Origin of the sequence: Bradyrhizobium sp. UNPF46 (assembly GCF_006658625.1) — a bacterium.
Lineage (GTDB): Bacteria > Pseudomonadota > Alphaproteobacteria > Rhizobiales > Xanthobacteraceae > Bradyrhizobium > Bradyrhizobium nitroreducens.
Genome location: NZ_LFJB01000047.1, coordinates 69,271 through 91,100 on the forward strand (window position 1 = coordinate 69,271; position 21,830 = coordinate 91,100).

General features: G+C 66.0%; 16 protein-coding genes. 9 read left to right on the plus strand and 7 right to left on the minus strand.

Going from position 1 to position 21,830, the window contains the following annotated elements; genetic code table 11:
• Positions 1-26: 26 nt before the first annotated feature.
• Together UNPF46_RS20005 and UNPF46_RS20010 are read right to left on the minus strand one after the other, a co-directional pair.
• On the minus strand, positions 27-1,523 hold the full coding sequence (locus UNPF46_RS20005; RefSeq protein ID WP_142251143.1) for an amidase: 1,497 nt from the start codon (positions 1,521-1,523) through the stop codon (positions 27-29).
• 107 nt (positions 1,524-1,630) lie between these two features.
• Positions 1,631-3,922 (minus strand): Rne/Rng family ribonuclease, encoded by a 2,292-nt coding sequence (locus UNPF46_RS20010; RefSeq protein ID WP_283811673.1) that lies wholly within the window; start codon positions 3,920-3,922, stop codon positions 1,631-1,633.
• 45 nt (positions 3,923-3,967) lie between these two features.
• Between UNPF46_RS20010 and UNPF46_RS38550 the strand changes: the two genes are divergently transcribed.
• The 7 genes from UNPF46_RS38550 to UNPF46_RS20040 all read left to right on the plus strand — a co-directional run bounded on the left by UNPF46_RS38550 (position 3,968) and on the right by UNPF46_RS20040 (position 14,083).
• Entirely contained in the window at positions 3,968-4,810 is an 843-nt protein-coding gene (locus UNPF46_RS38550; protein ID WP_283811674.1) for a hypothetical protein, read from the plus strand.
• A gap of 617 nt (positions 4,811-5,427) precedes the next feature.
• Entirely contained in the window at positions 5,428-6,723 is a 1,296-nt protein-coding gene (locus tag UNPF46_RS20015) for an N-acetylmuramoyl-L-alanine amidase (RefSeq protein WP_100178872.1), read from the plus strand.
• Between the two features lie 322 nt (positions 6,724-7,045).
• Positions 7,046-9,559, plus strand: a complete 2,514-nt coding sequence (locus UNPF46_RS20020) for a penicillin-binding protein 1A (protein ID WP_100178873.1) — start codon at positions 7,046-7,048, stop codon at positions 9,557-9,559.
• Between the two features lie 109 nt (positions 9,560-9,668).
• A protein-coding gene (gene prfB, locus UNPF46_RS20025) for a peptide chain release factor 2 (RefSeq protein ID WP_100178874.1) occupies positions 9,669-10,800 on the plus strand; the annotation gives its coding sequence in 2 pieces (ribosomal slippage) (positions 9,669-9,737 and positions 9,739-10,800; 1,131 coding nt in all).
• 2 nt (positions 10,801-10,802) lie between these two features.
• Entirely contained in the window at positions 10,803-11,684 is an 882-nt protein-coding gene (locus UNPF46_RS20030; protein WP_142251145.1) for an NAD(P)-dependent oxidoreductase, read from the plus strand.
• 143 nt (positions 11,685-11,827) lie between these two features.
• Complete coding sequence (locus tag UNPF46_RS20035) at positions 11,828-12,739, plus strand: DMT family transporter (RefSeq protein WP_142251146.1); 912 nt, start codon at positions 11,828-11,830, stop codon at positions 12,737-12,739.
• Positions 12,740-12,847: 108 nt separating this feature from the next.
• Entirely contained in the window at positions 12,848-14,083 is a 1,236-nt protein-coding gene (locus UNPF46_RS20040) for an ABC transporter substrate-binding protein (RefSeq protein ID WP_142251147.1), read from the plus strand.
• On the opposite strand, the gene UNPF46_RS20045 is transcribed toward UNPF46_RS20040, so the two are convergent.
• The 5 genes from UNPF46_RS20045 to UNPF46_RS37580 are packed head-to-tail and all read right to left on the minus strand — an operon-like array spanning position 14,084 to position 19,591.
• A complete protein-coding gene (locus UNPF46_RS20045; RefSeq protein ID WP_142251148.1) occupies positions 14,084-15,361 on the minus strand; it encodes an O-antigen ligase family protein in 1,278 nt (425 codons plus the stop codon).
• The gene (locus tag UNPF46_RS20050; protein ID WP_181770023.1) at positions 15,358-16,752 is read right to left on the minus strand and encodes a glycosyltransferase family 4 protein; all 1,395 of its coding nucleotides are present in this window, start codon (positions 16,750-16,752) and stop codon (positions 15,358-15,360) included. Before UNPF46_RS20050 ends, UNPF46_RS20045 begins: the two co-directional genes overlap by 4 nt.
• Positions 16,749-17,489: an ABC transporter ATP-binding protein gene (locus tag UNPF46_RS20055; RefSeq protein WP_100178879.1), complete on the minus strand. Its 741-nt coding sequence runs from the start codon at positions 17,487-17,489 to the stop codon at positions 16,749-16,751. The genes UNPF46_RS20050 and UNPF46_RS20055 overlap by 4 nt, the downstream gene beginning before the upstream one ends.
• A gap of 3 nt (positions 17,490-17,492) precedes the next feature.
• On the minus strand, positions 17,493-19,421 hold the full coding sequence (locus tag UNPF46_RS20060; RefSeq protein WP_142251149.1) for a glycosyltransferase: 1,929 nt from the start codon (positions 19,419-19,421) through the stop codon (positions 17,493-17,495).
• An 8-nt stretch (positions 19,422-19,429) separates the two neighbouring features.
• Complete coding sequence (locus UNPF46_RS37580; protein ID WP_174719084.1) at positions 19,430-19,591, minus strand: hypothetical protein; 162 nt, start codon at positions 19,589-19,591, stop codon at positions 19,430-19,432.
• Positions 19,592-19,718: 127 nt separating this feature from the next.
• On the opposite strand from UNPF46_RS37580, the gene UNPF46_RS20065 reads away from it, so the two are divergent.
• On the plus strand, positions 19,719-20,615 hold the full coding sequence (locus tag UNPF46_RS20065) for a DUF6502 family protein (RefSeq protein ID WP_181770024.1): 897 nt from the start codon (positions 19,719-19,721) through the stop codon (positions 20,613-20,615).
• Positions 20,612-21,799, plus strand: a complete 1,188-nt coding sequence (locus UNPF46_RS20070) for a DUF5666 domain-containing protein (RefSeq protein ID WP_142251151.1) — start codon at positions 20,612-20,614, stop codon at positions 21,797-21,799. Before UNPF46_RS20065 ends, UNPF46_RS20070 begins: the two co-directional genes overlap by 4 nt.
• The last annotated feature ends 31 nt before the right edge of the window (positions 21,800-21,830 follow it).

Here is a 21,830-nt window from a genome sequence, read left to right on the forward strand (position 1 = left end):
CCTGTCGGACCGCGTCCTTCCCGGATTTATTCCCAGGTGAGGAAGCCGGGAGCGGACGCTAGAGCCGGCGCCGCGGCGAGCCGCGCCAGGTCGGGCACGGGCCGGCACATCTGCGCATCACGTGCGAACGCCGCCTCGATGCTCGCGGCAACCGAGAGCACGATGGCGTCGCCGCCACGCGGGCCGACGATCTGGAGGCCGAAGGGCAGGCCGGCTTCATCGAGGCCGAGCGGAATGCTGATCGCGGGATGGCCTGGCAGCGTGACGGCGTAGGCGAGCGCGAGCCAGTGGAAGTAGGATCTGGTCGGTACGCCGTCGATCTCCGCCGGATGAGGCTCCGACCACGGCCGCGGGCTCAGCGTGATGGTCGGGCTGATCAGTACGTCGCAGGTTTCGAAGAAGCTCTGCCAGGCGCGATAGATCCGCGTCTGCGTCGTCGTGGCCCGCGCGTGGTCTTCGAGCGTGTAACCGAGCCCTTCCTCGACATTGGCGCGGACGTTGGGGCCGAGCATCTGGCGACGCTCCTTGTAGTTCTTGCCGTGCGTCGCCAGGAACATGCCTGCGCGCAGCACGGCGAAGGCGTCGTCCGCGCCGGAGCAGTCGGGCGTCCCTTCGCGGCTCTCGGCAAACAGCGGCGCGAGCTTGCTCACGCGATTGCGAAACACGCGCCGGATCGCCTGCTCGGTCGGGGCAAAGCCAAAATCCTCGGTGAAGGCGAGGCGAAGCTTGCCGAGCTCCGCGGGGCGCGGGCCGGCCCAGCGCTCGGCGCGCGCGCGCACGGGCTCGCCGGGCAGCGTATAGGCAAGCGGATCGCGCGCATCGTCGCTGGCCATCACCGACAGCATCAGCGCGGTGTCGGCGACATTGCGCGCCATCGGGCCGTCGGTCGACAGGTTGGACCAGCCGAAGATGCGCTTTTCGCTGGCCACGAGGCCGTAGGACGGGCGCATGCCGACGATGCCGGCAAAGCCTGCCGGATTGCGCAACGAGCCGCCGGTGTCTGAGCCCGAGGCGAGCGGGGCCATGCCGCAGGCGAGCGCCACTGCCGAGCCGCCGGAGGAGCCGGCCGCAGAGCGCAGGGGATCGAAGGGGTTGCCGGTCGCGCCAAACACGGGATTGCGGGTGTTGCCGCCGGCCGCCCATTCCGGCGTGTTGGTCTTGCCGAAGATGACGGCGCCGGCGGCGCGCAGGCGCGCGACCGAGCCCTGGTCGGTGGTCGGGACGTTATCCCTCAGCAGCGGGCTGCCATAGGTGGAGCGCATTCCGGCGGTGTCCTGGGTGTCCTTGATGAGAACGGGCAGCCCGTGCAGGGCGCCACGCTCCTCGCCGCGCAGGATGGCGGCTTCGGCGGCCTTGGCGGCAGCACGCGCGCCCGGCTCGTCCAGCGTCACGACAGCGTTGACGGCGGGATTGACGGCGGCGATGCGGGACAGGCAGGCGTCCAGAAGCTCGATAGGCGAGATCGCCCGATCGGCCAACAGGCGGCGCAGCTCGACGGCACCGGAATCGCAAAGCTCTGACAATGCCGTCCCCTAATCTGATTGCGAGAACGGCTTAGCACATCGGAACAACGGCGAAACAAAAACGCCCGGCAGTGCCGGGCGTCGTGTCTTGCATAGGTCGTTCGGTTTTACTCGCCGCCGCCGAAGCGGCGGGACCACCAGCCGGCGCGGCGCGGGGCGGCCGGCGTTTCGCTGGCCGGCTCCGGCGCGGGCTCAGCTGCCGGCGCGGGCGGGGCGACCGGCTCGGCCGCCTGCGTAACCGGCGCTGCCGGCTCGCTCGGGCTGCTCGACAGGAAGCTTACCTTTTCGCGGACCGTGGAGCGGCGCCGTGCGGCCTTGTCGTCGGCGGGTTCTTCCGCGGCGACGGGCTCGGGCTGGGCCGGCACCTCGGTCTGCACCTCGGCGCGCGGCTCAGGCTGAGAGACCTGCGGCTCAGCGCTGTGCTCGGCTTGCGCAATCGGGGGCGCAGCCTCGCTGCCGAAGCCGTCGAAATCGGCGACCGCGTCGCTTGCTTCCGGCGGCGCACTGCCCGCGAGCTCGTCGCTGATGGAGCCGGCGAGACCATCCTCGCCGCCACCACGACGACGACGTCCGCCGCGACGGCCACGCCGGCGGCGGCGGTCACCGCTGCCCTGCTGCTCGCCGCGGGCCGCCTGTTCCTCGCCTTCTTCGCCATCCTGCTCGGACTCGGCATCCTCTTCGCCTTCGCCGGCCGCAACAGCCGCCTCGGGAAGGGTCGCAGGGCTATCCTCGCGCAACTCGCCCTCGCGCTGGCCACCGCGGCCGCGCCTGCGCCTGCGCCGCTTGCGGCGCTGGCCGTCCTGATCGGACGTGGCTTCACCGGATGCCTGCTCCTCGGCAAGACCTTCGGTCTCCTCGGTTTCGACCTCGGATTCGGTCTCGATGTCGAAGCCGTCCTCATCCTCGTAGGCCTCTTCCGCCAGCGGCGGCGGGCTCGCGGCCGCCTGCGCAGCAAGCAGCGCCTTGGCGGCTTCCAGCGTATGCACCTGTTCGCCGCGGTCGATGAGATAGGCCTGCGGTCCGCTGACGCTGGGATCTGCGATCACCGAGAGGGTGACCTTGAAGCCGTTCTCGAGATCGCGCAGATGGCCGCGCTTGTGGTTCAGCACGTAGAGCGCGACGTCGGTGCGGGTGCGGACCACGAGATTGTGGGTCGCGCCCTTCATCAGGATCTCTTCGAGGCCGCGGAGCAGCTGCAGCGCCACCGAGGACACCGAGCGGACATGGCCGGTGCCGCCGCAATGCGGGCAGGGATCGGTCGAACTCTCGAGCACGCTGGCGCGGATGCGCTGGCGCGACATCTCGAGCAGGCCGAAATGCGAGATGCGGCCGACCTGGATGCGCGCGCGATCCTGCCTGAGGCAATCGGACAGCTTGCGCTCGACCGCGCGGTTGTTGCGCTTCTCGTCCATGTCGATGAAATCGATGACGATGAGGCCGGCGAGGTCGCGCAAGCGAAGCTGGCGGGCGACCTCTTCGGCCGCCTCCAGATTGGTCTTGAGCGCGGTGTCCTCGATATGGTGCTCGCGGGTCGACCGTCCGGAGTTGACGTCGATCGAGACCAGCGCCTCGGTCTGGTTGATCACGATATAGCCGCCGGAGCGCAGCTGCACGGTCGGCGAGAACATCGCGTCGAGCTGGCTCTCGACGCCCATGCGCGAGAACAGCGGCTGTCCGTCGCGATACTGCTTCACCGCGCTGACATTGGCCGGCATCAGCATCTTCATGAAGTCGCGCGCTTCGCGGTAGCCGGATTCGCCCGCGACCGAGATCTCGTCGATCTCCTTGTTGTAGAGGTCGCGCAGCGAGCGCTTGATCAGCGAGCCTTCCTCGTAGACCAGGGTCGGGGCCTGCGACTTCAGCGTGAGGTCGCGTACCGTCTCCCACATCCGGATCAGATATTCGAAGTCGCGCTTGATCTCGGGCTTGGTCCGGGCGGCGCCCGCGGTGCGCAGGATGATGCCCATGCCCTCGGGCACGTCGAGATCCTGCACCACTTCCTTCAGGCGGGAACGGTCCTGTGCGCTGGTGATCTTGCGGCTGATGCCGCCGCCGCGCGCGGTGTTCGGCATCAACACGGCATAGCGGCCGGCGAGCGAGAGGTAGGTGGTCAGCGCAGCGCCCTTGTTGCCGCGCTCTTCCTTGACGACCTGCACCAGCATGACCTGGCGGCGCTTGATGACTTCCTGGATCTTGTACTGGCGGCGCGGACGGAAAGTGCGCTCCGGCACTTCCTCCAGCACGTCGTCGCCGCCGACGGATTCGACGACTTCCTCTTCGGCTTCCTCGCCGTCATCGTCCTCGTCCTCATCCTCGTCGTCTTCGCCGGTCGTTTCCGCAGCCTCGGCATGAGGGGCCTCGCCGTAGACGGCGTCGGCCGGCTCAGTTGAAGCGGTCACGGCTTCGGCGAGGTCCGCGGCGTGCGTTTCGTGGGACTCGGAGGCATGAGCCTCGAAGGTCCGGGCCTCCTGCGGCTCGGCAGCAACCACGGGCTCGGTGCCGACGGCCGCGACAGGCGCGGGGGTCTCATCGGCATGATGATGCTCGTGATGATCGTGACCATGGTCATGATCATGGGCGTGATCGTCGCCATGGGCATGATGATGGTCGTGCGCGTGGTCTTGGTGGTCATGATCGTGATCATGATCGCCATGTTCGTGGTCGCGATGTTCGTGGTCGTGATGATCGTGCTCGCCGTGATGCTCCGCATCGGTGTGCAGATGCTCGCCTTCGTGCGACGCGCCTTCGGCGAGCAGGGCCTCGCCCTCGACCGGCTGGGCCGTGGGATCGGTGCCCTCAACGACGTCGCTGCGGACGCGTTCGCCATGGCTGCGCCGGCGGGAGTTGCGGTGGCGGGAGCGGCGGCGACCGTGGGAGCGGTTCTCGCTCTCTTCCTCGGCCTCGCGATGGGCCTGCTCCTCGGCCTCGATCAGCGCCTGCCGGTCGGCGACCGGGATCTGGTAGTAATCGGGATGGATTTCGCTGAAGGCGAGGAAGCCGTGGCGGTTGCCGCCATATTCGACGAAGGCGGCCTGGAGCGAGGGTTCGACCCTTGTGACCTTGGCGAGGTAGATATTCCCGCGCAGTTGCTTGCGTTGCGCGGTCTCGAAGTCAAACTCTTCGACGCGATTGCCGCGGACCACGACGACCCGGGTCTCTTCCGGGTGGGTGGCATCGATCAACATCTTGTTGGGCATGTCTTAACTCTTGGCGGCGGCGGGCGCTACTCACCGTGGGCGCGTATCGCGCCGCCGGGTGACGCGACGGTCCACCTGATTCGGGGGTGAGGGGAAGGCCGAAACGCCGTCTCTCGCGCCTTGCCGAACCGGAAGCTTCAGGACCATGGCGGCGTGCGGGATTTTCACTCCGCAGCGTCGCGAATGGTCCTTCAGAATTCGTCGGCACAGTCTGGCGCATCAAGCGTCGGCCCGTATGAAACACTGGGCGGCGAGGCCGCCCTTCAATCAGTTGCTGCTGGCCAGGCATGGCGCGAGCGCGCTCGCCTTGGGGGATCACGAACCGCTCCCCTGGGATCAAGGGACCGGGTAATGGGTTACATCGCTGTCAGAACCGCCCGGGTCAGTTGAGTGGTAACCCGAGACCGTTCCGCCGCCGGCGCTTGACCCGTTCCACCTCGCTGCCGCGCACCGCGCTGGCCTTTGAGGGAAATGGAAAACGCTGGAATTCCCAAACCTTGGGAGTTCCGGCGCTGCGCCGGCAGGCTGAATGCGACACAACCGGAAATATCGGCCGTCAGCATTCCGTACATACGAGGAATGAGCCATCCGTGCAAGGGAGCGTCGCACGGCGGTCACACTCAGCGAGTTTCGCGTTTCCGTCATTAAGGATCAATTAACCCTGTGGTTCTATTGCGTTAAAAGGGCTGCTCGGAGGCACGGAATCGGTGGCGAGCCGCACAAATCAACGGATCTTGCTGGCATGCGCCCTTCTGTGCGCCGCAGCATTGCCGTGTGCTGATTCATCGCGCCTGAAGGCGGCAGAAAGCCAGCTGCAACCCGCTGTTGCGGCGGCGAATTTTCCAATCGCTTCGGGTGCCCGGCTGGCCGGCGATGGCAAGCAGACCCGCTTCATTCTCGACCTCGATCAGGCCATCACCTTCCGCGCCGTCACGCTGGCCGACCCCTATCGGGTCGTCATCGACGTACCGCAGCTCAGTTTTCAGCTGCCCGCGGGCACCGGGGCCGGGGGACGCGGACTGGTCAAGGCCTTCCGCTACGGGCTCGTCATGCCCGGCGGCTCGCGAATCGTGTTCGATCTGACTGGACCGGCCCGGATCGCCAAGTCCTACGTGCTCGAGGCGGCCAACGGCCAGCCGGCCCGGCTTGTGCTGGAGCTGGAGGAGGTCGACCGAGCCGCCTTCGTACCGGCGCAAGCGCCCGAAAATCGCCCCGAGCTGCGGCCCACGATCGCCGAGGCGCAGCCCGCCACGGCTCCCGCCGCGACAGCCCCTGATACGGCGCAGCAGAAGGCCGATGGCCGCCCGGTCGTCGTGATCGATCCCGGCCATGGCGGAATCGACAATGGCACGCAATCGAGCGGCGAGAGCGAGAAGAACCTGGTGCTGGCCTTCGGGCTGGCGCTGCGCGACAGGCTGGAGAAGGCCGGCAAGTACCGCGTGGTCATGACCCGGGACGACGACACCTTCATTCCTCTCAATGACCGGACCAAGATCGCCCGCAATCTCAAGGCCGCCTTGTTCGTCTCGATTCACGCCGATGCGCTGCCGCGGGCCGAGGGCGATGCGCAGGGCGCGACCATCTATACGCTGTCCGACAAGGCCTCTGACGCCGAAGCCCAGCGGTTGGCGGACGCGGAAAACCGGGCGGATGCGATCGCCGGCTTCAACCTTGCGGAGGAGCCGACCGACGTCGCCGACATCCTGATCGATCTGACGCAGCGGGAAACCCGCACCTTTTCAAATCGTTTCGCCCGGCTCTTGATGGGGGAAATGAAGTCGACGGTGCGGATGCACAAGCATCCCCTGAAGTCGGCCGGCTTCCGGGTCCTCAAAGCGCCCGACGTGCCATCCGTGCTGGTCGAGATCGGTTATGTCTCCAACAAGGGCGACCTCGAGCACCTGGTCTCCGAGGGCTGGCGGTCCAAGGCGGTGGGCTCGATGGCGCAGGCGATCGACGGGTTCCTGACCAAGCGGATGGCCACTGCGGGATCGTCGAATTGACGACCCGGGGATCGTCAATTGACGACCCGGGGATCGTCAAATGGACGACCCTGGGATCGCCCAATTGGGCGACCTTGGGAGCTTCGAACTGAAAGGGTTTTTCCGTCTCGCCTTAAAAGCCCTAGTTTGGCCACAGCGGGCGCTTTATAAAAACGCGGCAGGGGGTTCCGGAATCGGCGAGAATCCCGTTCGGCAAGCGTCTTAAGTCCGGCATTGATGGTATTGTGTAAGCCGGTGAATTCGCGACGTGAGGTTGGCGCCAGTTTGAGGTGCCAAGGGACCGATCCTGGGCTGATTCAGAGTTTGAACGGATAAACACATAATGCGCTTGCTGGTGCGGTTCATGGGCTTCCTGTTCGCCGCGGGAACGGTGGTGTTCCTTGTCGGTGTCGGGGCCGTGGCAGGCTTGATCTGGCATTTCTCCAAGGACTTGCCGGATTACTCTCAGCTCCAGGATTACGAGCCGCCGGTGATGACCCGCGTGCACGCCGTCGACGGCTCGCTGCTGGGCGAATACGCCAAGGAGCGGCGGCTGTACCTGCCGATCCAGGCGGTGCCCAAGCTCGTGATCAACGCGTTCCTGGCGGCCGAAGACAAGAATTTCTACGAGCATGGCGGTATCGACTACACCGGCATGGCGCGCGCAGGTCTGGTCTACATCCAGAACTACGGCTCGAACCGGCGTCCGCAGGGCGCCTCCACCATCACCCAGCAGGTCGCCAAGAACTTCCTTTTGACCAACGAGGTCTCGTTCGCCCGCAAGATCAAGGAAGCCTTGCTGGCGATGCGGATCGAGAAGACCTATTCGAAGGACAAGATCCTCGAACTGTACCTGAACGAAATCTATCTCGGTCTCGGTGCCTACGGCATTGCGGCCGCCTCGCTGGTCTATTTCGACAAGTCGGTGAACGAGCTGACTGTCGCCGAAGCCTCCTATCTGGCCGCGCTGCCGAAGATGCCGGCGACCCTGCATCCGGTGCGTAACCGCGACCGCGCCATCGAGCGCCGCAACTACGTGATCGACCGCCTCCAGGAGAACGGCTGGATCAAGCAGGCCGACGCCGAGAAGGCGCGCAAGGAGCCGCTGGCCGTGACCAGCCGCTCGAACGGCGCCCACACCTTCGCCGGCGAATATTTTGCCGAGGAAGTCCGTCGCGACATCTTCGAGCGCTACGGCGAGAAGAAGCTGTATGAGGGCGGCCTTTCGGTCCGCACCACGCTCGATCCGAAGATCCAGGTCATGGCGCGCAAGACCATGGTCGCCGGCCTCGTGAACTATGACGAGCAGCAGGGCTATCGCGGCGCCATGAGCAAGCTCGACACGTCGGGCGATTGGGGCGTCAAGCTCGCCGAGATCAAATCGCTCTCCGACATCTCGCCATGGCGCATGGCGGTCGTGCTGGAGACCAGCGACCAGTCCGCGCGCATCGGCTTCCAGCCGAGCCGCGAACTTGGCGGCGCCGTCAGCAAGCAGCGCGAGACCGGCCTCGTCACGCTCGACGGCGTGCGCTGGGCGAGGGCGGCGCAGGGCAACACCAAGGGCAAGACGCCGACATCCGTGGCGCAGGTGCTGCAACCCGGCGACGTGATCTATGCCGATCCGCTCTACAGCAAGGAGGGACAGCCGGTCGAAGGCCAGTACCGGCTGCGCCAGATCCCCGAAGTGTCCGGCGCAATGGTGGTGATGGATCCCTGGACCGGCCGCGTGCTCGCGATGGTCGGCGGCTTCTCGTTCGACCAGAGCCAGTTCAACCGCGCCACGCAGGCGTACCGGCAGCCGGGATCGTCGTTCAAACCGATCGTCTATTCGGCCGCGCTCGACAACGGCTATACGCCCTCGACCGTCGTGCTCGATGCTCCCATTGAAATCGATCAAGGCCAGGGCGCCGGCGTGTGGCGGCCGGAGAACTTCTCCTCGGGCAAGTTCCAGGGACCGGTGACGCTGCGCAACGCGCTGCGGCAATCCCTCAACACGGTGACGGTGCGCCTCGCGCAGGACATCGGCATGCCCCTGATCGGCGAATATGCCCGCCGTTTCGGCGTCTATGACGAGCTGCCGAACTATCTCTCCTACGCACTCGGCGCCGGCGAGACGACGGCGATGCGCATGGTCACGGCCTATTCGATGCTCGCCAATGGCGGCCGCCGGGTGAAGCCGACCCTGATCGACCGTATCCAGGACCGCTACGGCCACACCATCTTCAAGCATGACCAGCGCGAATGCCGCGGCTGCGATGCGCCCGGTGGCTGGAAGAACCAGCCCGAGCCGCAGCTGATCGACCGCCGCGAGCAGGTGCTGGACTCCATGACCGCCTATCAGATCACCGAGCTCATGGAAGGCGTGGTTCAGGCCGGTACCGCGACGGTGGTCAAGGAGGTCGGCAAGCCTGTCGCCGGCAAGACCGGCACCACCAACGAGGCCAAGGACGCCTGGTTCGTCGGCTTCTCTCCCGACGTCGCCGTCGCCATCTATATGGGCTACGACAAGCCGCGTCCGCTGGGTAAGGGCAATGCCGCAACCGGCGGCCATCTGGCGGCCCCCATCGCGCGCGATTTCCTCAAGCTCGCGCTTGCTGACAAGCCAGCGGTTCCGTTCAAGGTGCCGGCCGGCATCAAGCTCGTCCGCGTCGTCTCCAAGACCGGCATGCGCGCAGGTCCCGGCGAGACCGGCGGTACCATCCTCGAAGCCTTCAAGCCGGGCACGGCGCCGCCGGACAATTATTCGGTCATTGGTGTCGCCGACGCCGACGGCCGCGGCGGCGGCATGCCGGCCTCACAGCAGCAGCAGCCGGATTCCGGCTTCTTCATGCGGCCGGGCACCGGCGGGCTGTACTAGGCCGCGGATAAGGCTGACGATCGCGGTTCCGGCGGTTGCGCTTTGCGGCCGCCGCCGCTACATCCCCATCTCGAATTGCACGCGGGATTCCGCGAGATCAGAGAACGACATGCGCGCCGAAATCGAACGGTTGGTAGAAGAGATCAAGCAGTCGGTCGGGCTGCTGAGGAGGCATCTTTGACGTCGAGAAATCGACGGCGCGGCTCGCTGAGCTGAACAAGCTCGCAGAAGATCCCAACCTCTGGAACGATCCCCAGAAAGCCCAGAAGCTGATGCAGGAGCGGACCTCGCTGGAGGATTCGCTCTCGGGCATCGGCAAGGTCGAGCAGGAGCTCGAAGACGATATCGGCATGATCGAACTCGGCGAGGCCGAGGGCGATGACGGCGTCGTGGCCGAAGCCGAAGCTGCGCTGAAGAACCTCAAGAAGGAAGTCGCGCGGCGCGAGCTCGAGGCGCTGCTGTCGGGCGAGGCGGACCGCTTCGATTCCTATCTCGAAGTCCATGCCGGCGCCGGCGGCACCGAGAGCCAGGACTGGGCGCAGATGCTGCTGCGCATGTACACGCGCTGGGCCGAAAACCACGGCTTCAAGGTCGAATATCTTGAAGAGTCCGAGGGCGAAGAGGCCGGCATCAAGTCGGCGACCATCCAGGTCTCCGGCCACAACGCCTATGGCTGGCTGAAGACCGAAGCCGGCGTGCATCGCCTGGTGCGCATCTCGCCGTTCGATTCCAATGCGCGGCGGCATACCTCATTCTCGAGCGTGCAGGTATTCCCCGTCATCGACGACAGCATCAAGATCGACATCAAGGAATCCGACGTCCGCACCGACACCATGCGTTCGGGCGGCGCGGGCGGCCAGCACGTCAACAAGACCGAGTCCGCGGTGCGCCTCACGCATATTCCGACCGGCGTTGCCGTGGTCTGTCAGGCCGGCCGCTCCCAGCACAAGAACCGGGCGCAGGCCTGGGACATGCTGCGCGCTCGACTGTATGAAATGGAGCTGAAGAAGCGCGAGGAAAAGGCCGCCGCCGACCAGGCCGCCAAGACCGATATCGGCTGGGGCCACCAGATCCGCTCCTACGTGCTGCAGCCCTATCAGATGGTGAAGGATCTGCGCACGGGCGTGCAAACCTCCGACACGTCGGGTGTGCTCAACGGAGAGCTCGACGATTTCATGGCCGCGACCCTGGCGCAGCGCGCCTTCGGCACCCCCGGTGCCGACATCGAGGACGTGGACTAGCCATGGCACGCGTCGCCTTCATCGGGCTTGGGCGGATGGGCCATGGCATGGCCGGCCGTTATCTCGATGCCGGCTTCACGGTGACGCTGTGGAATCGCAGCAAGGCAAAAGCGGAAGACCTGATCGCGCGCGGCGCGCAATGGGCGACCTCGCCTGAGGATGCCGCGATCGATGCCGACGCCGTCGTGACCATGGTCGCCGACGACGAGGCTTCGCGGGCGGTCTGGCTGGGGCCGAAGGGCGCGGCCAAGACGGCCAAGGCGGGCACCATCGCGATCGAATGCTCCACGGTCTCCTATGACCACGCGCGCGAGATGGGCCGCGAGCTCAACGCGCGCGGGCTGATCTACATCGACTGCCCCGTGACGGGATTGCCCGATGCGGCGGCCGCCGGAAAGCTGACGCTGCTGGTCGGCGCCGATGCCGCCGACCTCGAACGCGCGCGGCCTTATCTCGAGCCGATCGGCTCGACCATCCGCCATTTCGGCGCGGTCGGCTCCGGCACCGTTTACAAGCTCATCAACAATCTGATGGGCGCGATCCAGATCGCCGGCCTTGCCGAAGGTCTTGCGATCGCCGAGCAGGCCGGGCTCGACATGAACCTCGTGCTGGAGTCGATCCAGGCGGGCGTCGCGGCCAGCCCGCAGGTACAGCGTCACTCCAAGCGGATGGTTTCCCGCGATTTTTCCGGCGCGACCTTTACCGCGGCGCTGCGGCACAAGGATGCTGCCTATGCGGTAAGGCTCGCCGAGAGCCTTTTGGCCGACAAGCCGCTGGTCGCGCGCGCCGCGGTCGAGTCCTATGCGCAGGCGAAAGCAGCGATGCCGGATGACGACGAAGGCAGGATGATCGAGCTGGTGTCGCGGCGGAAGAAGCCGTCCTAGCGGGCTGCATCGCCATGGGGCGGCCTCGGTCGCTCCATTCGTTCCGAGCATCGATTTGTAGACCGGTGCTTCATCGGAAATCGGGTGGCACTGTTCGCCGCGCTGTCCTAGGCCAGCGGGCTCGGCTGCCGATGTGAGAGCCCATGCCTCCAAGCGACAACAGGATCGATGCGCGCGACTGGTCGCTGCTCGCGGTGCTCTCGATCCTCTGGGGTGGCTCGTTCTTCTTCAACGGCGCTGGCTTGCGGGAATTGCCACCGCTGACGCTCGTGTTCCTGCGCGTCGCGCTGGGCGCGCTCATTCTCCTGCCGCTGCTGCGCATGCAGGGGATCGGCTTTCCGAGGGGCATGCGGGGCTGGAAGCCGTTCGTCGTGATCGGATTGCTCAACAACGCCATTCCATTCTCGTTGATCGTGATCGGCCAGACCTTCATCCCGAGCGGGCTGGCGTCAGTCCTGAACGCGACCACGCCGTTGTTCACGGTGCTCGTGATGGCGGCGGCAGGCGAAGAGACCTTGCATATCCGCCGCGTGGCCGGCGTGGCACTGGGCCTTGCCGGCGTCATCATCCTGCGCGGATGGGGCATCGAGGCGAGGCCGGGGCAGGGGCTTGGCATCCTGCTCTGCCTCGGCGGCGCCTTCAGCTATGGATTTGCCGCACTGGCGGCGCGGCGACTCTTGAAGGACTCGGCTCCGCTTGGGACGGCGACTTTTCAACTGATGGCCTCAACACTGATGATGGCGGTTGTCTCCGGCGTCATGGAGCAGCCATGGCATCTGCCGATGCCGGGTCTCACAACCTGGCTCGCGGTGCTTGGCCTTGCCGCTCTGTCGACAGCGCTCGCCTACATCGTCTTCTTTCAAATCGTGCGACGCTCGGGTGCGAGCAATGTCATGCTGGTGACGCTGCTCATTCCCGTCACCGCCATCCTGCTGGGATGGCTGGTGCTGGGCGAGCCGATCTCCGCGCGCGAGATCGTGGGCGCCGTGGTCATCGGCAGCGCGTTGCTCGTCATCGACGGGCGTGCCTTGCGACTGCTGCGGCGCAACGCGTAGTTCCATCTTCTCCGTTTCACCTTGCGGAAAATCCTGGCGCTTGCCAGCGGCAAGCTTGCTTGCGACACTCTCCACAAAACAAGACTACAAAATACAGGGGAGAGAACGATGCCGGGTCGTCGCAAGAATCTCGCTGCCTTCGCCATGCTTGCTGCCGGAGTGATCGTCACGACACCGGCCTCGGCGCAGAAGAGATACGATCCCGGCGCCAGCGACACCGACATCAAGATCGGCAACATCATGCCCTATAGCGGACCGGCGTCCTCCTATGGCGTGATCGGCAAGACCGAGGCCGCCTATTTCAGGATGATCAACGACCAGGGCGGCATCAACGGCCGCAAGATCAATTTCATTAGTTATGACGATGCCTATTCGCCGCCGAAGGCGATCGAACAGGCGCGCAAGCTGGTCGAGAGCGATGAGGTCCTGCTGATTTTCCAATCGCTCGGCACGCCCTCGAACTCCGCGATCATGAAATACATGAACGCCAAGAAGGTGCCGCAGCTGTTCGTCGCCTCCGGCGGCACCAAGTTCGGCGATCCCAAGAATTTTCCATGGACCATGGGATTCCAGCCCAACTACCAGAGCGAAGGGCGCATCTACGCGAAATACATCCGCGACAAGTTTCCGAACAGCAAGATCGCGGTGCTCTGGCAAAATGACGACGCCGGCAAGGACCAGTTCAAGGGCCTGAAGGACGGCCTCGGCGACAAGGCGAACATGATCGTCGCGGACAAGTCCTATGAGGTCAGCGATCCCTCGATCGACTCGCAGATCGTGGCGCTGCACGATTCCGGCGCCGACATCTTCTTCTCGTGGGCCGCGCCGAAGGGATCGGCGCAGGCGATCCGGAAGGTCGGCGAGCTCGGCTGGAAGCCGAAATTCTTCCTGGCCAACACCGCCACATCCATCGCCTCGGTCCTTAAGCCCGCCGGGCTCGACTATGCCAAGGACATCATCTCGACCGCCTATCTGAAGGACCCGACCGATCCGACCTGGGACAAGGACCCGGCCGTGGTGAAGTGGCGCGAATTCATGGACAAATATTATTCCGATGGCGACAAGACCAATGCCAACAACCTTTATGGCTACGTTCAGGCCGAGGCGATGGCGCAGGTGCTGAAGCAGTGCGGCGACAATCTCACGCGCGAGAACGCGATGAAGCAGGCGGCGAACCTGAAGGATTTCCACACCGACCTGATGCTGCCGGGCATCATGGTGAACACGTCAGCCGACGACTATTTTCCGATCGAGCAGATGCAGTTGATGCGCTTCAACGGCCAGGCCTGGGAGCTGTTCGGCGACGTCATCACCGGCGAGGTCGGCCACGAGCGCGGCCAGTAGTCAGGACTGACTGGCGGTCTTCCTCAGCACCGTGCCGCCGGCGACGCCGACGCCGAGGACATACATCCATCCCTCGTGGAAATCGAACAGGTGCGAGTTCAGCAGGGAACTCGTGATGTTCTGCACCACGACGGCGAGGCCGATCCAGGCCGCGAGCCCTCCGCCGAGGAACAGGCGGAGATGGGCGATCCAAAGTGCGTAGAGCAGGACGACGCCCAGGAGGCCCCACTGCACGGCGACGTTGAGGGTCTGGTTGTGCGGGTTGTTGACGATTTCTGCGCCAAGGCGGCTCTCGCTGGTGGCGGCGCGCTCGAATTGTCGCTTGATGGAGCCGGTGCCATGGCCAAACAGAGGCGCTTCGGCGAAGGCCTGAACCGATTTGCGCCAGTAGGTCAGGCGCTGCGCAGTCGAAGCGCGGCTGATGTCCTCATGGCCGTGGCGGTACTCGACGGCAATGTCCGTGATGCGCTGGCGCAGGTAAGGAGATGTCGTCCAGGCGAGCAGACTCGCGGCGACGGTGCCCGCCAGCAGGGCCAGCGCCGCTCGCCGGCTCAGATGTTTCCACGCAAACAAGGCGAGCAGCATGGCGGTACAGAGCAGCGCCGTACGGGCGGAGGCCACAAAGATCATGCTCGTGGCGAACAGCAGAATGAGTGCAAGGCAGGTGACTGCCGCGATCGGGTATCCGTTGCGCCAGAACGTGAGTACCGGCAGCGCGAGCGCAAAGGCGCAGAGCGTGAACTCCTGGCTCTGGTCGATGTAGTTCTTGACGGGAACGCCCGGTGATGCCGTCGCGGTGAGTTTCCAGGCGGGTTCGAGCAGCACGATCCAGGAGAAGACCGCCAGCACGGCACAGGAGACGAGAAAGGCGAGGCCAACCCAGGCCCCGCGATCCGAGCGGCTGAAATGGTAGAGCAGGGGCGGTATCAGCATCAGCTTTGCGGCAGGCTTGATCGCGTGCAATCGGTCAGCCCAGGCGCCGTCCGACCACAGCATGCCCGCGAGCGCGAGCGGCAGGATCGCGAGCGGCAGAACATACGCCGGTCGTGCGAGCCTGCGCGCATAGTCCGGCCAGTCGATGGTCGGCGTCACCGCGAGCAGAAAAAGCCCGACAAAGATCGAGGGCACCGTGGTCGACCACGGCAGCGAGGCCGCGATCAGGATGACCAGGACGTCTGCCGCCTGGGCCGGTACGGCCGATTTGCGCCAGCTCTGCCATCGGTCCCGACGGTCTCGCTGATCGGCTGGAGCGGACAACAATGCGCCTTCGATGCTCATCCGTACGATGCGAGCTGTGGGGGCGCGAGGCTTTCGGTGAGTACCGGCTGGCCGAGGAAATCGCGGGCCTGGGTCTCGTAGCCGAAGCGCTGTGCGAGCTCCCGGCGCTGCGCCCGGATCCTGCCGCGCCACTCCTCCTGCCGCGTCAGTGCGCGGGTGACGGAGGCGGCGATCGAGTCCGTCGAGAACGGGTCGAAATAATCGGCGAGCTCACCCGCGACCTCGCGGAACACCGCGATGTCCGAGCACAGCACCGGCGTGTTCGCGGCCAGCGCCTCGATGATCGGCACGCCGAAGCCTTCGGCGAGGCTCGGCATGATCAGGCCATGCGCCTCCGCAATCAGGGTCGCCTTCTCGTGCTCGTCGACGTAACCGGCGAACCGCACGTTCGGCGGCGGATTGCGCATCCGGCCGATTTCGCCGGCATAGCCGATGACGACGAGATCGGCCTGCGGCACGCCACGGAAGGCGCGGATGAGTGTCGCGACGTTCTTGCGCGGCTCGTTCGAGACGATGACGACAAAGCTCGGCCGCCCCGGACGCCCCGACGGGGCTGGAAGGTGCAGGACATCCGGGGCGTCGAACCGGGTGCGGGGATACACGACCCGCGCCGGCAAGTGCGCAAATTGCGGCAACAGTTCCCTGAACCGCATCATGCTGTAGTTTGAAACGAAGGCGAGCTCGTCGGCCTGGTGCAGGCTGGTGAGGAGCCGCGACAGGAACAGCCGCGTGGCGACGTCGCTGAGCTTGAGGTCGGTGAGCGGCAAGAGGTCGTGCACGACGCAGATCACCTTGGCGCCAGGCTTGCGCGTGATCGCCACCCGGGTCGGGGTGTCCACGACGATGACGTCGTAGTCGCGTGCGTCGATCCGTGGCGGGGGCAGCAGGAAGAAGGCCGAGGAGTCCTGATAGCTGTAGAAGCCGGGCTCGAGCTGAAATTCGCAGAACAGTTCGAGATGACGCAGGTCCGGCGGGACGTATTCGAGTGCCGCGCTCCTGTTCTCGATCAACCGGGCGCGCAGGGCCCGCAGGCCGACCGCGCGCAGGAAGCAGGCGATGTAGTCCCACGACACGGACATGGTGGCCTTGTGGCGGATCCAGTCGAGCGTGCGGCGCAGGCCGCCGCGCACGACCGGTTCGGTCATGTTGATTTCGTCGAGGAAACGATAGAGGGCGAGCAGCTCGATGTTGCGCGACTGCGCCGGAAACAGCTTGGTGCGCCGCTCGCGCCGCTGCAGCTTGCGATAGCGCCGAGAGGTCTCCACCAGCAGCGTCAGCTCGTGTCCCTCGGCCGCGAGCGAGCGCATCAACTCGCGGGTGAAGTGAAAGATGCCACGCTTGTGGTTGGGTTCGCCCAGCGCTTCGGAGACGACGAGGATATTCTGCTTCATGCACGTTTCTCGCGGAGCTCAAGGGCGTGTGTGGCCGGTGGCTCGACCATGACGGTCGAGGCGATCCGGCCGTGATCGAGAGTGACGATACGCGAGCAGGTGCGGCGCAGCAGCGGCTGGTCGTGCGAGGCGATGATGACGATCGCCGCCTGCGACACGAGGTTCAGCAACCGCTCCTGGGCTTTCTCCGCAAAGTGCTCGTCGACCACGCTGAGCCATTCGTCGAGCAGGAGGATGTCGGCCGGAAAGGCGGTGGCGGTCGCAAACAGCACCCGCATCAGCATTCCCGAGGAGAACATCCGCAGCGGCAGCCGTTGCATCCGCGCCTCGAGCTCGGTGAAGGCCCAGATCTCGTCGATCGTCGCCCGGGTCGGCTTACGGCCACTGATCCTCAGCAGCAGGGCGATGTTGTCCTCCGCGACGAAGTCGAGGTTGACGCCGGCGTTGAGGCCGAGCAGGGGCACGACATTGCCCTCGACAGCGATGCTCCCGCTGCTCGGCGGATAGACGCCGGCGATCAATCGCAACAGCGTCGATTTGCCGGAGCCGTTGGGTCCGGCAAGCCCGATGCGGGCGCCGGTTTCGGCCTCGATCGTGACGTTATCCACGGCGCGGATGATCCGCATTTCGCCCGGCTCGCGGATGAGACGGCCGAGCAGCCGCCGTTTCAGCGAATAGTCGTAGGCGCCGTAGAGCGGATAATCGAGACAGACGTTGCGCAAGCTGATCGAGACCATGGCTCAGATCCAGAATGCGGCTTTGCGCAGGTGAACCAGCGTCAGCGCGCTCGCGATGATCAGCAGCGCCAGTACCACGAGGACATAGATGATGCTGATGGGATCGACATGGACGCCCGTGAGCGGCTCGCGCCACACCGCGAACAGGTGGGTCAGCGGATTGAGCCGCATCACTGTCGAGCGATGGTTGATCATGTCCGATGACCAGATCACGGGTGAGGCGAGAAAGGCGAGCATCAGGGTCGATTCGATGATCGGCTTGAGGTCGCGATAGCGGGTTGCCATCGCGCCGAGAACGAGGCTCAAGGCGAAGGTGCAAGCCAAGAACAGCAGCAGGCCTGGCAGCGCCGCCGGTGCGTGGGAGAGGTCGTGAGGCGACAGGATGAGCCACAGCACCAGCGGCACGCAGGCATTGTGAAGCGCGAACAGCCCCTGGCGGAACGTGCATTGCAGCAGGAAGATGACCGGCGGCAGTGCGCGGTCGCGGATCAGGCTTGCGGAGCTCTGGAGCGCCGTGGTCGCGTCGAGCACCACGCTGTTGAGGAAGGTCCAGGCCGTCATCGAGAGCGCGAGCATGGGCAGGCGCGACAGCATGTCGGCATTCGACATCTGCCCGATCACCGAGCCGAGCACCGCGACCACGATCGCCATCTGGAGCGACATCCAGAACGGGCCGAGCAGTGAGCGCACGTAGCGGTGGCGCATGTCCGACCAGGCCAGCGTCGCCGCGATCCGGATGCTGTCGAACCATGCGGTCGCTGGCGGTGGCTCGACGTTCATCGATCGCTGTTCGCTGGGCGCCGCAACGGCGTCGCGGTAGACGGTCTCCATGCCCTGCCTGAAGGCGGTGGCCGAATAGCGGGAGAGGGCGCGGGTCCGCGCCGCAAGTCCCATGTGGCGGCGGCGTTCGGAATCGCGGATCAGGCTGTCGATGGCTTCACCGAGCTTCTCCGCATCGCCGGGCGGTACGGTGATCGCCTCCATGCCGTGGCGGGCGACCCGCGGCACCGCCGTATCGAGCGCCGTGTTCACGACCGGGCGGCCCGCCGCCATGGCCTCCAGCTGCGCGAGGCCGAAGGTCTCGGCGTTGGTGATCGAGGGCAGCACGAAGACGTCGGCAAGACACATCAGCTTGATGCGCTCGCAATCGTTGACCGAGCCGAGCAGACGGACGCGCTCTGTAAGCCCGAGCTCCTCGATCAGCTGCGTCAGCCGCGGTCGCTCGGCGCCCTCGCCGATGATCCAGACCTCGAAACTGTGCGCGGCCGCGGCGCGGATCAGCACGTCGAATCCCTTGTAGGGGACGAGCCGGCCGCAGGCGAGCACCAGCCGGCCGCGGTCGTTGACGTGGTGCGGCTCGATCTTCGGCCAGTCGTAGCCCGAAGTGTCGATGCCGAATGGCACGACGTGGCATTTGTCCTCGAATTCGCGCAATAGCGGCGTGTTGTCGACCAGCACGTGGTCCGAGACGATGATCGCCTTGGCGCGCTGCAAGGTTCGCCGCATCAAGGGCTCGATGAGCCAGCGCAGGCCGGCATGGCTGACGATGTCGGCGTGCCAATGCACCACGAGCGGTCGCTTGCGGCCGAAGCCGAATGCGAAAACGAGGTCGGCGAGCGGGAAGGGCGCGTGGAGCGCGAGGAGGTCGTGCTCGGCGATCTTCCGCCAGAGACGCCAGGGATAGGTGGGAGCGGCGGGCAGCGACAGCAGATTGCCGAACGAGCGGACGCGCTCGACCGGCACGTCGTTGACGACGATCTGGCGCTTCGCGGCCGATTGCGAGCAGACCAGCACGGCGGGGGCGAAGGCGTCCTTCAGGCTGGCGCAGATGTCGCGGATCACCGTGAGCGTGCCGCCGAAAAGGTCGGGATAATAGATCTTGAAGATGTGCAGCACCGATGGGCGGCGCGAGTTGTCGCTGGTGTGATGCATGATGGCGGTCAGCCTGCCAGAAGCGCTGCGACGAACGGCGCGGCCAGCACCGAGATGAAGATCACGCCGCGCAGCAGCGCCGGCAGCATCGGTTCGATCGCGCCGCGCCCCCGGTCAGGAGCCGGCACGGCATGCAGCGAGCTGGAAATGCGGACCAAGCGGTCAGCCATGGGTGTGTGTCCCTTTACATCGCGCCCCTCAGTGATGGTTCGTATATGTGGGAAAATTTACCACGTCAATCGGTGGATGGAAAAATGTGGGATTGTGTCCCACATAAGGCATTGGTACAATTCAGACATGAATGCCAAGCCCGGGTCCAAAGCAGCGGCGCCACAGCCGAATGCCGCCGCCAAGCTGCACGCGCCGCTGGCGCGGCTGCTGCGCCCGCTCGTGCGGCTCTGCATCCGCAGCGGCATGACCTTTCCGGCGCTGGCACAATTGCTTCGCGAGCTTTTCGTCAACGTCGCCGAGCACGATTTCGCGCTGGAGGGAAAGGAGCAGACCGACAGCCGCGTCAGCCTGCTCACCGGCATCCATCGCAAGGAGGTGGCGCGTCTGCGCGGCGCGGGCGCGCCCGTGCATGAAGCGCCGGCGGCGGTATCGCTGACCAGCGCGGTGATCGCGCGCTGGCTCGCCGCGCCCGAGTTCACCGATTCGAAGGGCGAGCCGCTGCCGCTGCCGCGCACGGCGGAGGACGATGCGCCGTCGTTCGAGCAGCTTGTCGCTTCCGTCACCAAGGACGTGCGCCCGCGCGCGGTGCTCGACGAGTGGATCGATCGCAAGCTCGTCATCATCAACGAAAATGACGAGATCGAGCTGGTCGAGGCGGCCTTCGTCCCGAGCGGTGAGGACGACAGCAAATGGCACTATCTCGGCCGCAATCTGCACGATCACATCGCGGCCGCCGCGCAGAACGTCTCGGACGGTCCGCGCTTCCTCGAGCGCGCGGTGCACTACAACAACATCTCGCCGAAGCTGGCGCGGAAGCTCGAGGCGCGCTCGCGCGAGCTCGCCATGGACGCGCTGAAGACCGCCAACCGCGAGGCCAACCGCGCGCTTGCCAAGGACAAGGGCGGCGACGCCCGCTGGAATTTCGGCATCTACATCTACAGCGAGGATGCCGACGAGGAGGGCGAGGCCAAGGAAAACGGTAAGGAAGGCCGCAAGGAAAACGGCAAAGAGGGCAGTTCATGAGTCGGCCGCCGCTGATCTCGCGCCGTCTGCTGCTGACAGGATTCTGGCTCGCCGGCACGGTCATCGCCCGTGCGCAGGTCAAGCGTGGCACCGATCAGGGCATCGGCGGCACCGGCATCACGCGCGGTGACGATCACGGCATCGGTGGCACCGGTATCGTCGGCGTCATCCAGCGCTTCGGCAGCATCTACGTCAACGGCGAGCGGATCACTTATGCCAGCGACGTGCCGGTCCGGATCGACGGCGAGGCGGCGAGCCCCAAGGCGCTGCGCATCGGGCAGCTTGCACGCGTGGTCGCGGTCCGCCAGGCCGATGGCACACTCGTCACGCGCAATATCGCGATCGCGAGCGAAGTCGCCGGGCCGATCGAGACCGTGAAGGGCAGCGAACTGACGGTGCTCGGCCAGAAAATCGTCGCGGACGACAGAGCGAGCAAGCTCCGCCCGGGCACGCAAGTCGCCGTCTATGGTCTACGCCGGACCGACGGCGTCATCGTTGCAAGCCTGGTCGAACCGCGACGCGCGGCGACCGAGCGTGTGGCCGGCCTGGTCGAGCGCGGGCCCGACGGCCTTCGAATTGGCGGGCTCAGGCTGAACGGCGTCGATCCGTTGCTGGTCGGCCAGCGTGTCCTGGTCGAAGGCAGCTCGAGCCAGGGCGCGATGCAGGCGACGCGCACGCGGATCGACGATTTCTCGGATCTGGTCGGCGCCAGCCGTCTTTCGGTCGAGGCTTATGTGCAGCGCGCGGGCGCGAACCTCCAGCTCGGCTCAGGCTTCGTGGCCCGTGACGGCTCGCGGTTTGGGCCGGCGGCCGGCGAAGCGCGTATGGTGGTGAACGGCGCGTTCGACCGTTCCCGCGGCTTCCAGGTGGATGCGGCTCAGGTCATCGGTCAAGGCCCCGGAGCGCCTCCGTCCGGCGGCGGCAATCCCAACCGGTCGTCCGGTGGCTCGATCCTGCATCCGAATCGGAGCACGCCCAATCCGGGTGGTGGTCAGCCCGGCGCACCGGGCGCACCTGCGGCGGGATCGCCTTCCGGCGCAACGCCCGGCTCTGCGCCGACAGGACCTGGTGGTCCGTCGACCCCCGGCGGAATGGGATCGCCCGGCGGACCTATGGGCCCGGGTGGCGGAATGGGCGGCGGCTTCGGTGGCCCCGGGGGCGGGATGGGTGGCGGCCGCCGTTGATCGCGGCGCGGCCAGAACGGAGGAGCGCGGG

What these genes read in the sequence shown, in the direction of transcription:
- UNPF46_RS38550 (WP_283811674.1), top strand. Translation starts at nt 3,968, where the DNA reads ATGAGCCTCGAAGGTCCGGGCCTCCTGCGGCTCGGCAGCAACCACGGG.
- UNPF46_RS20020 (WP_100178873.1), top strand. Translation starts at nt 7,046, where the DNA reads ATGCGCTTGCTGGTGCGGTTCATGGGCTTCCTGTTCGCCGCGGGAACG.
- UNPF46_RS20030 (WP_142251145.1), top strand. Translation starts at nt 10,803, where the DNA reads ATGGCACGCGTCGCCTTCATCGGGCTTGGGCGGATGGGCCATGGCATG.
- UNPF46_RS20035 (WP_142251146.1), top strand. Translation starts at nt 11,828, where the DNA reads ATGCCTCCAAGCGACAACAGGATCGATGCGCGCGACTGGTCGCTGCTC.
- UNPF46_RS20040 (WP_142251147.1), top strand. Translation starts at nt 12,848, where the DNA reads ATGCCGGGTCGTCGCAAGAATCTCGCTGCCTTCGCCATGCTTGCTGCC.
- UNPF46_RS20045 (WP_142251148.1), bottom strand. Translation starts at nt 15,361, where the DNA reads ATGAGCATCGAAGGCGCATTGTTGTCCGCTCCAGCCGATCAGCGAGAC.
- UNPF46_RS20050 (WP_181770023.1), bottom strand. Translation starts at nt 16,752, where the DNA reads ATGAAGCAGAATATCCTCGTCGTCTCCGAAGCGCTGGGCGAACCCAAC.
- UNPF46_RS20055 (WP_100178879.1), bottom strand. Translation starts at nt 17,489, where the DNA reads ATGGTCTCGATCAGCTTGCGCAACGTCTGTCTCGATTATCCGCTCTAC.
- UNPF46_RS20060 (WP_142251149.1), bottom strand. Translation starts at nt 19,421, where the DNA reads ATGCATCACACCAGCGACAACTCGCGCCGCCCATCGGTGCTGCACATC.
- UNPF46_RS37580 (WP_174719084.1), bottom strand. Translation starts at nt 19,591, where the DNA reads ATGGCTGACCGCTTGGTCCGCATTTCCAGCTCGCTGCATGCCGTGCCG.
- UNPF46_RS20065 (WP_181770024.1), top strand. Translation starts at nt 19,719, where the DNA reads ATGAATGCCAAGCCCGGGTCCAAAGCAGCGGCGCCACAGCCGAATGCC.
- UNPF46_RS20070 (WP_142251151.1), top strand. Translation starts at nt 20,612, where the DNA reads ATGAGTCGGCCGCCGCTGATCTCGCGCCGTCTGCTGCTGACAGGATTC.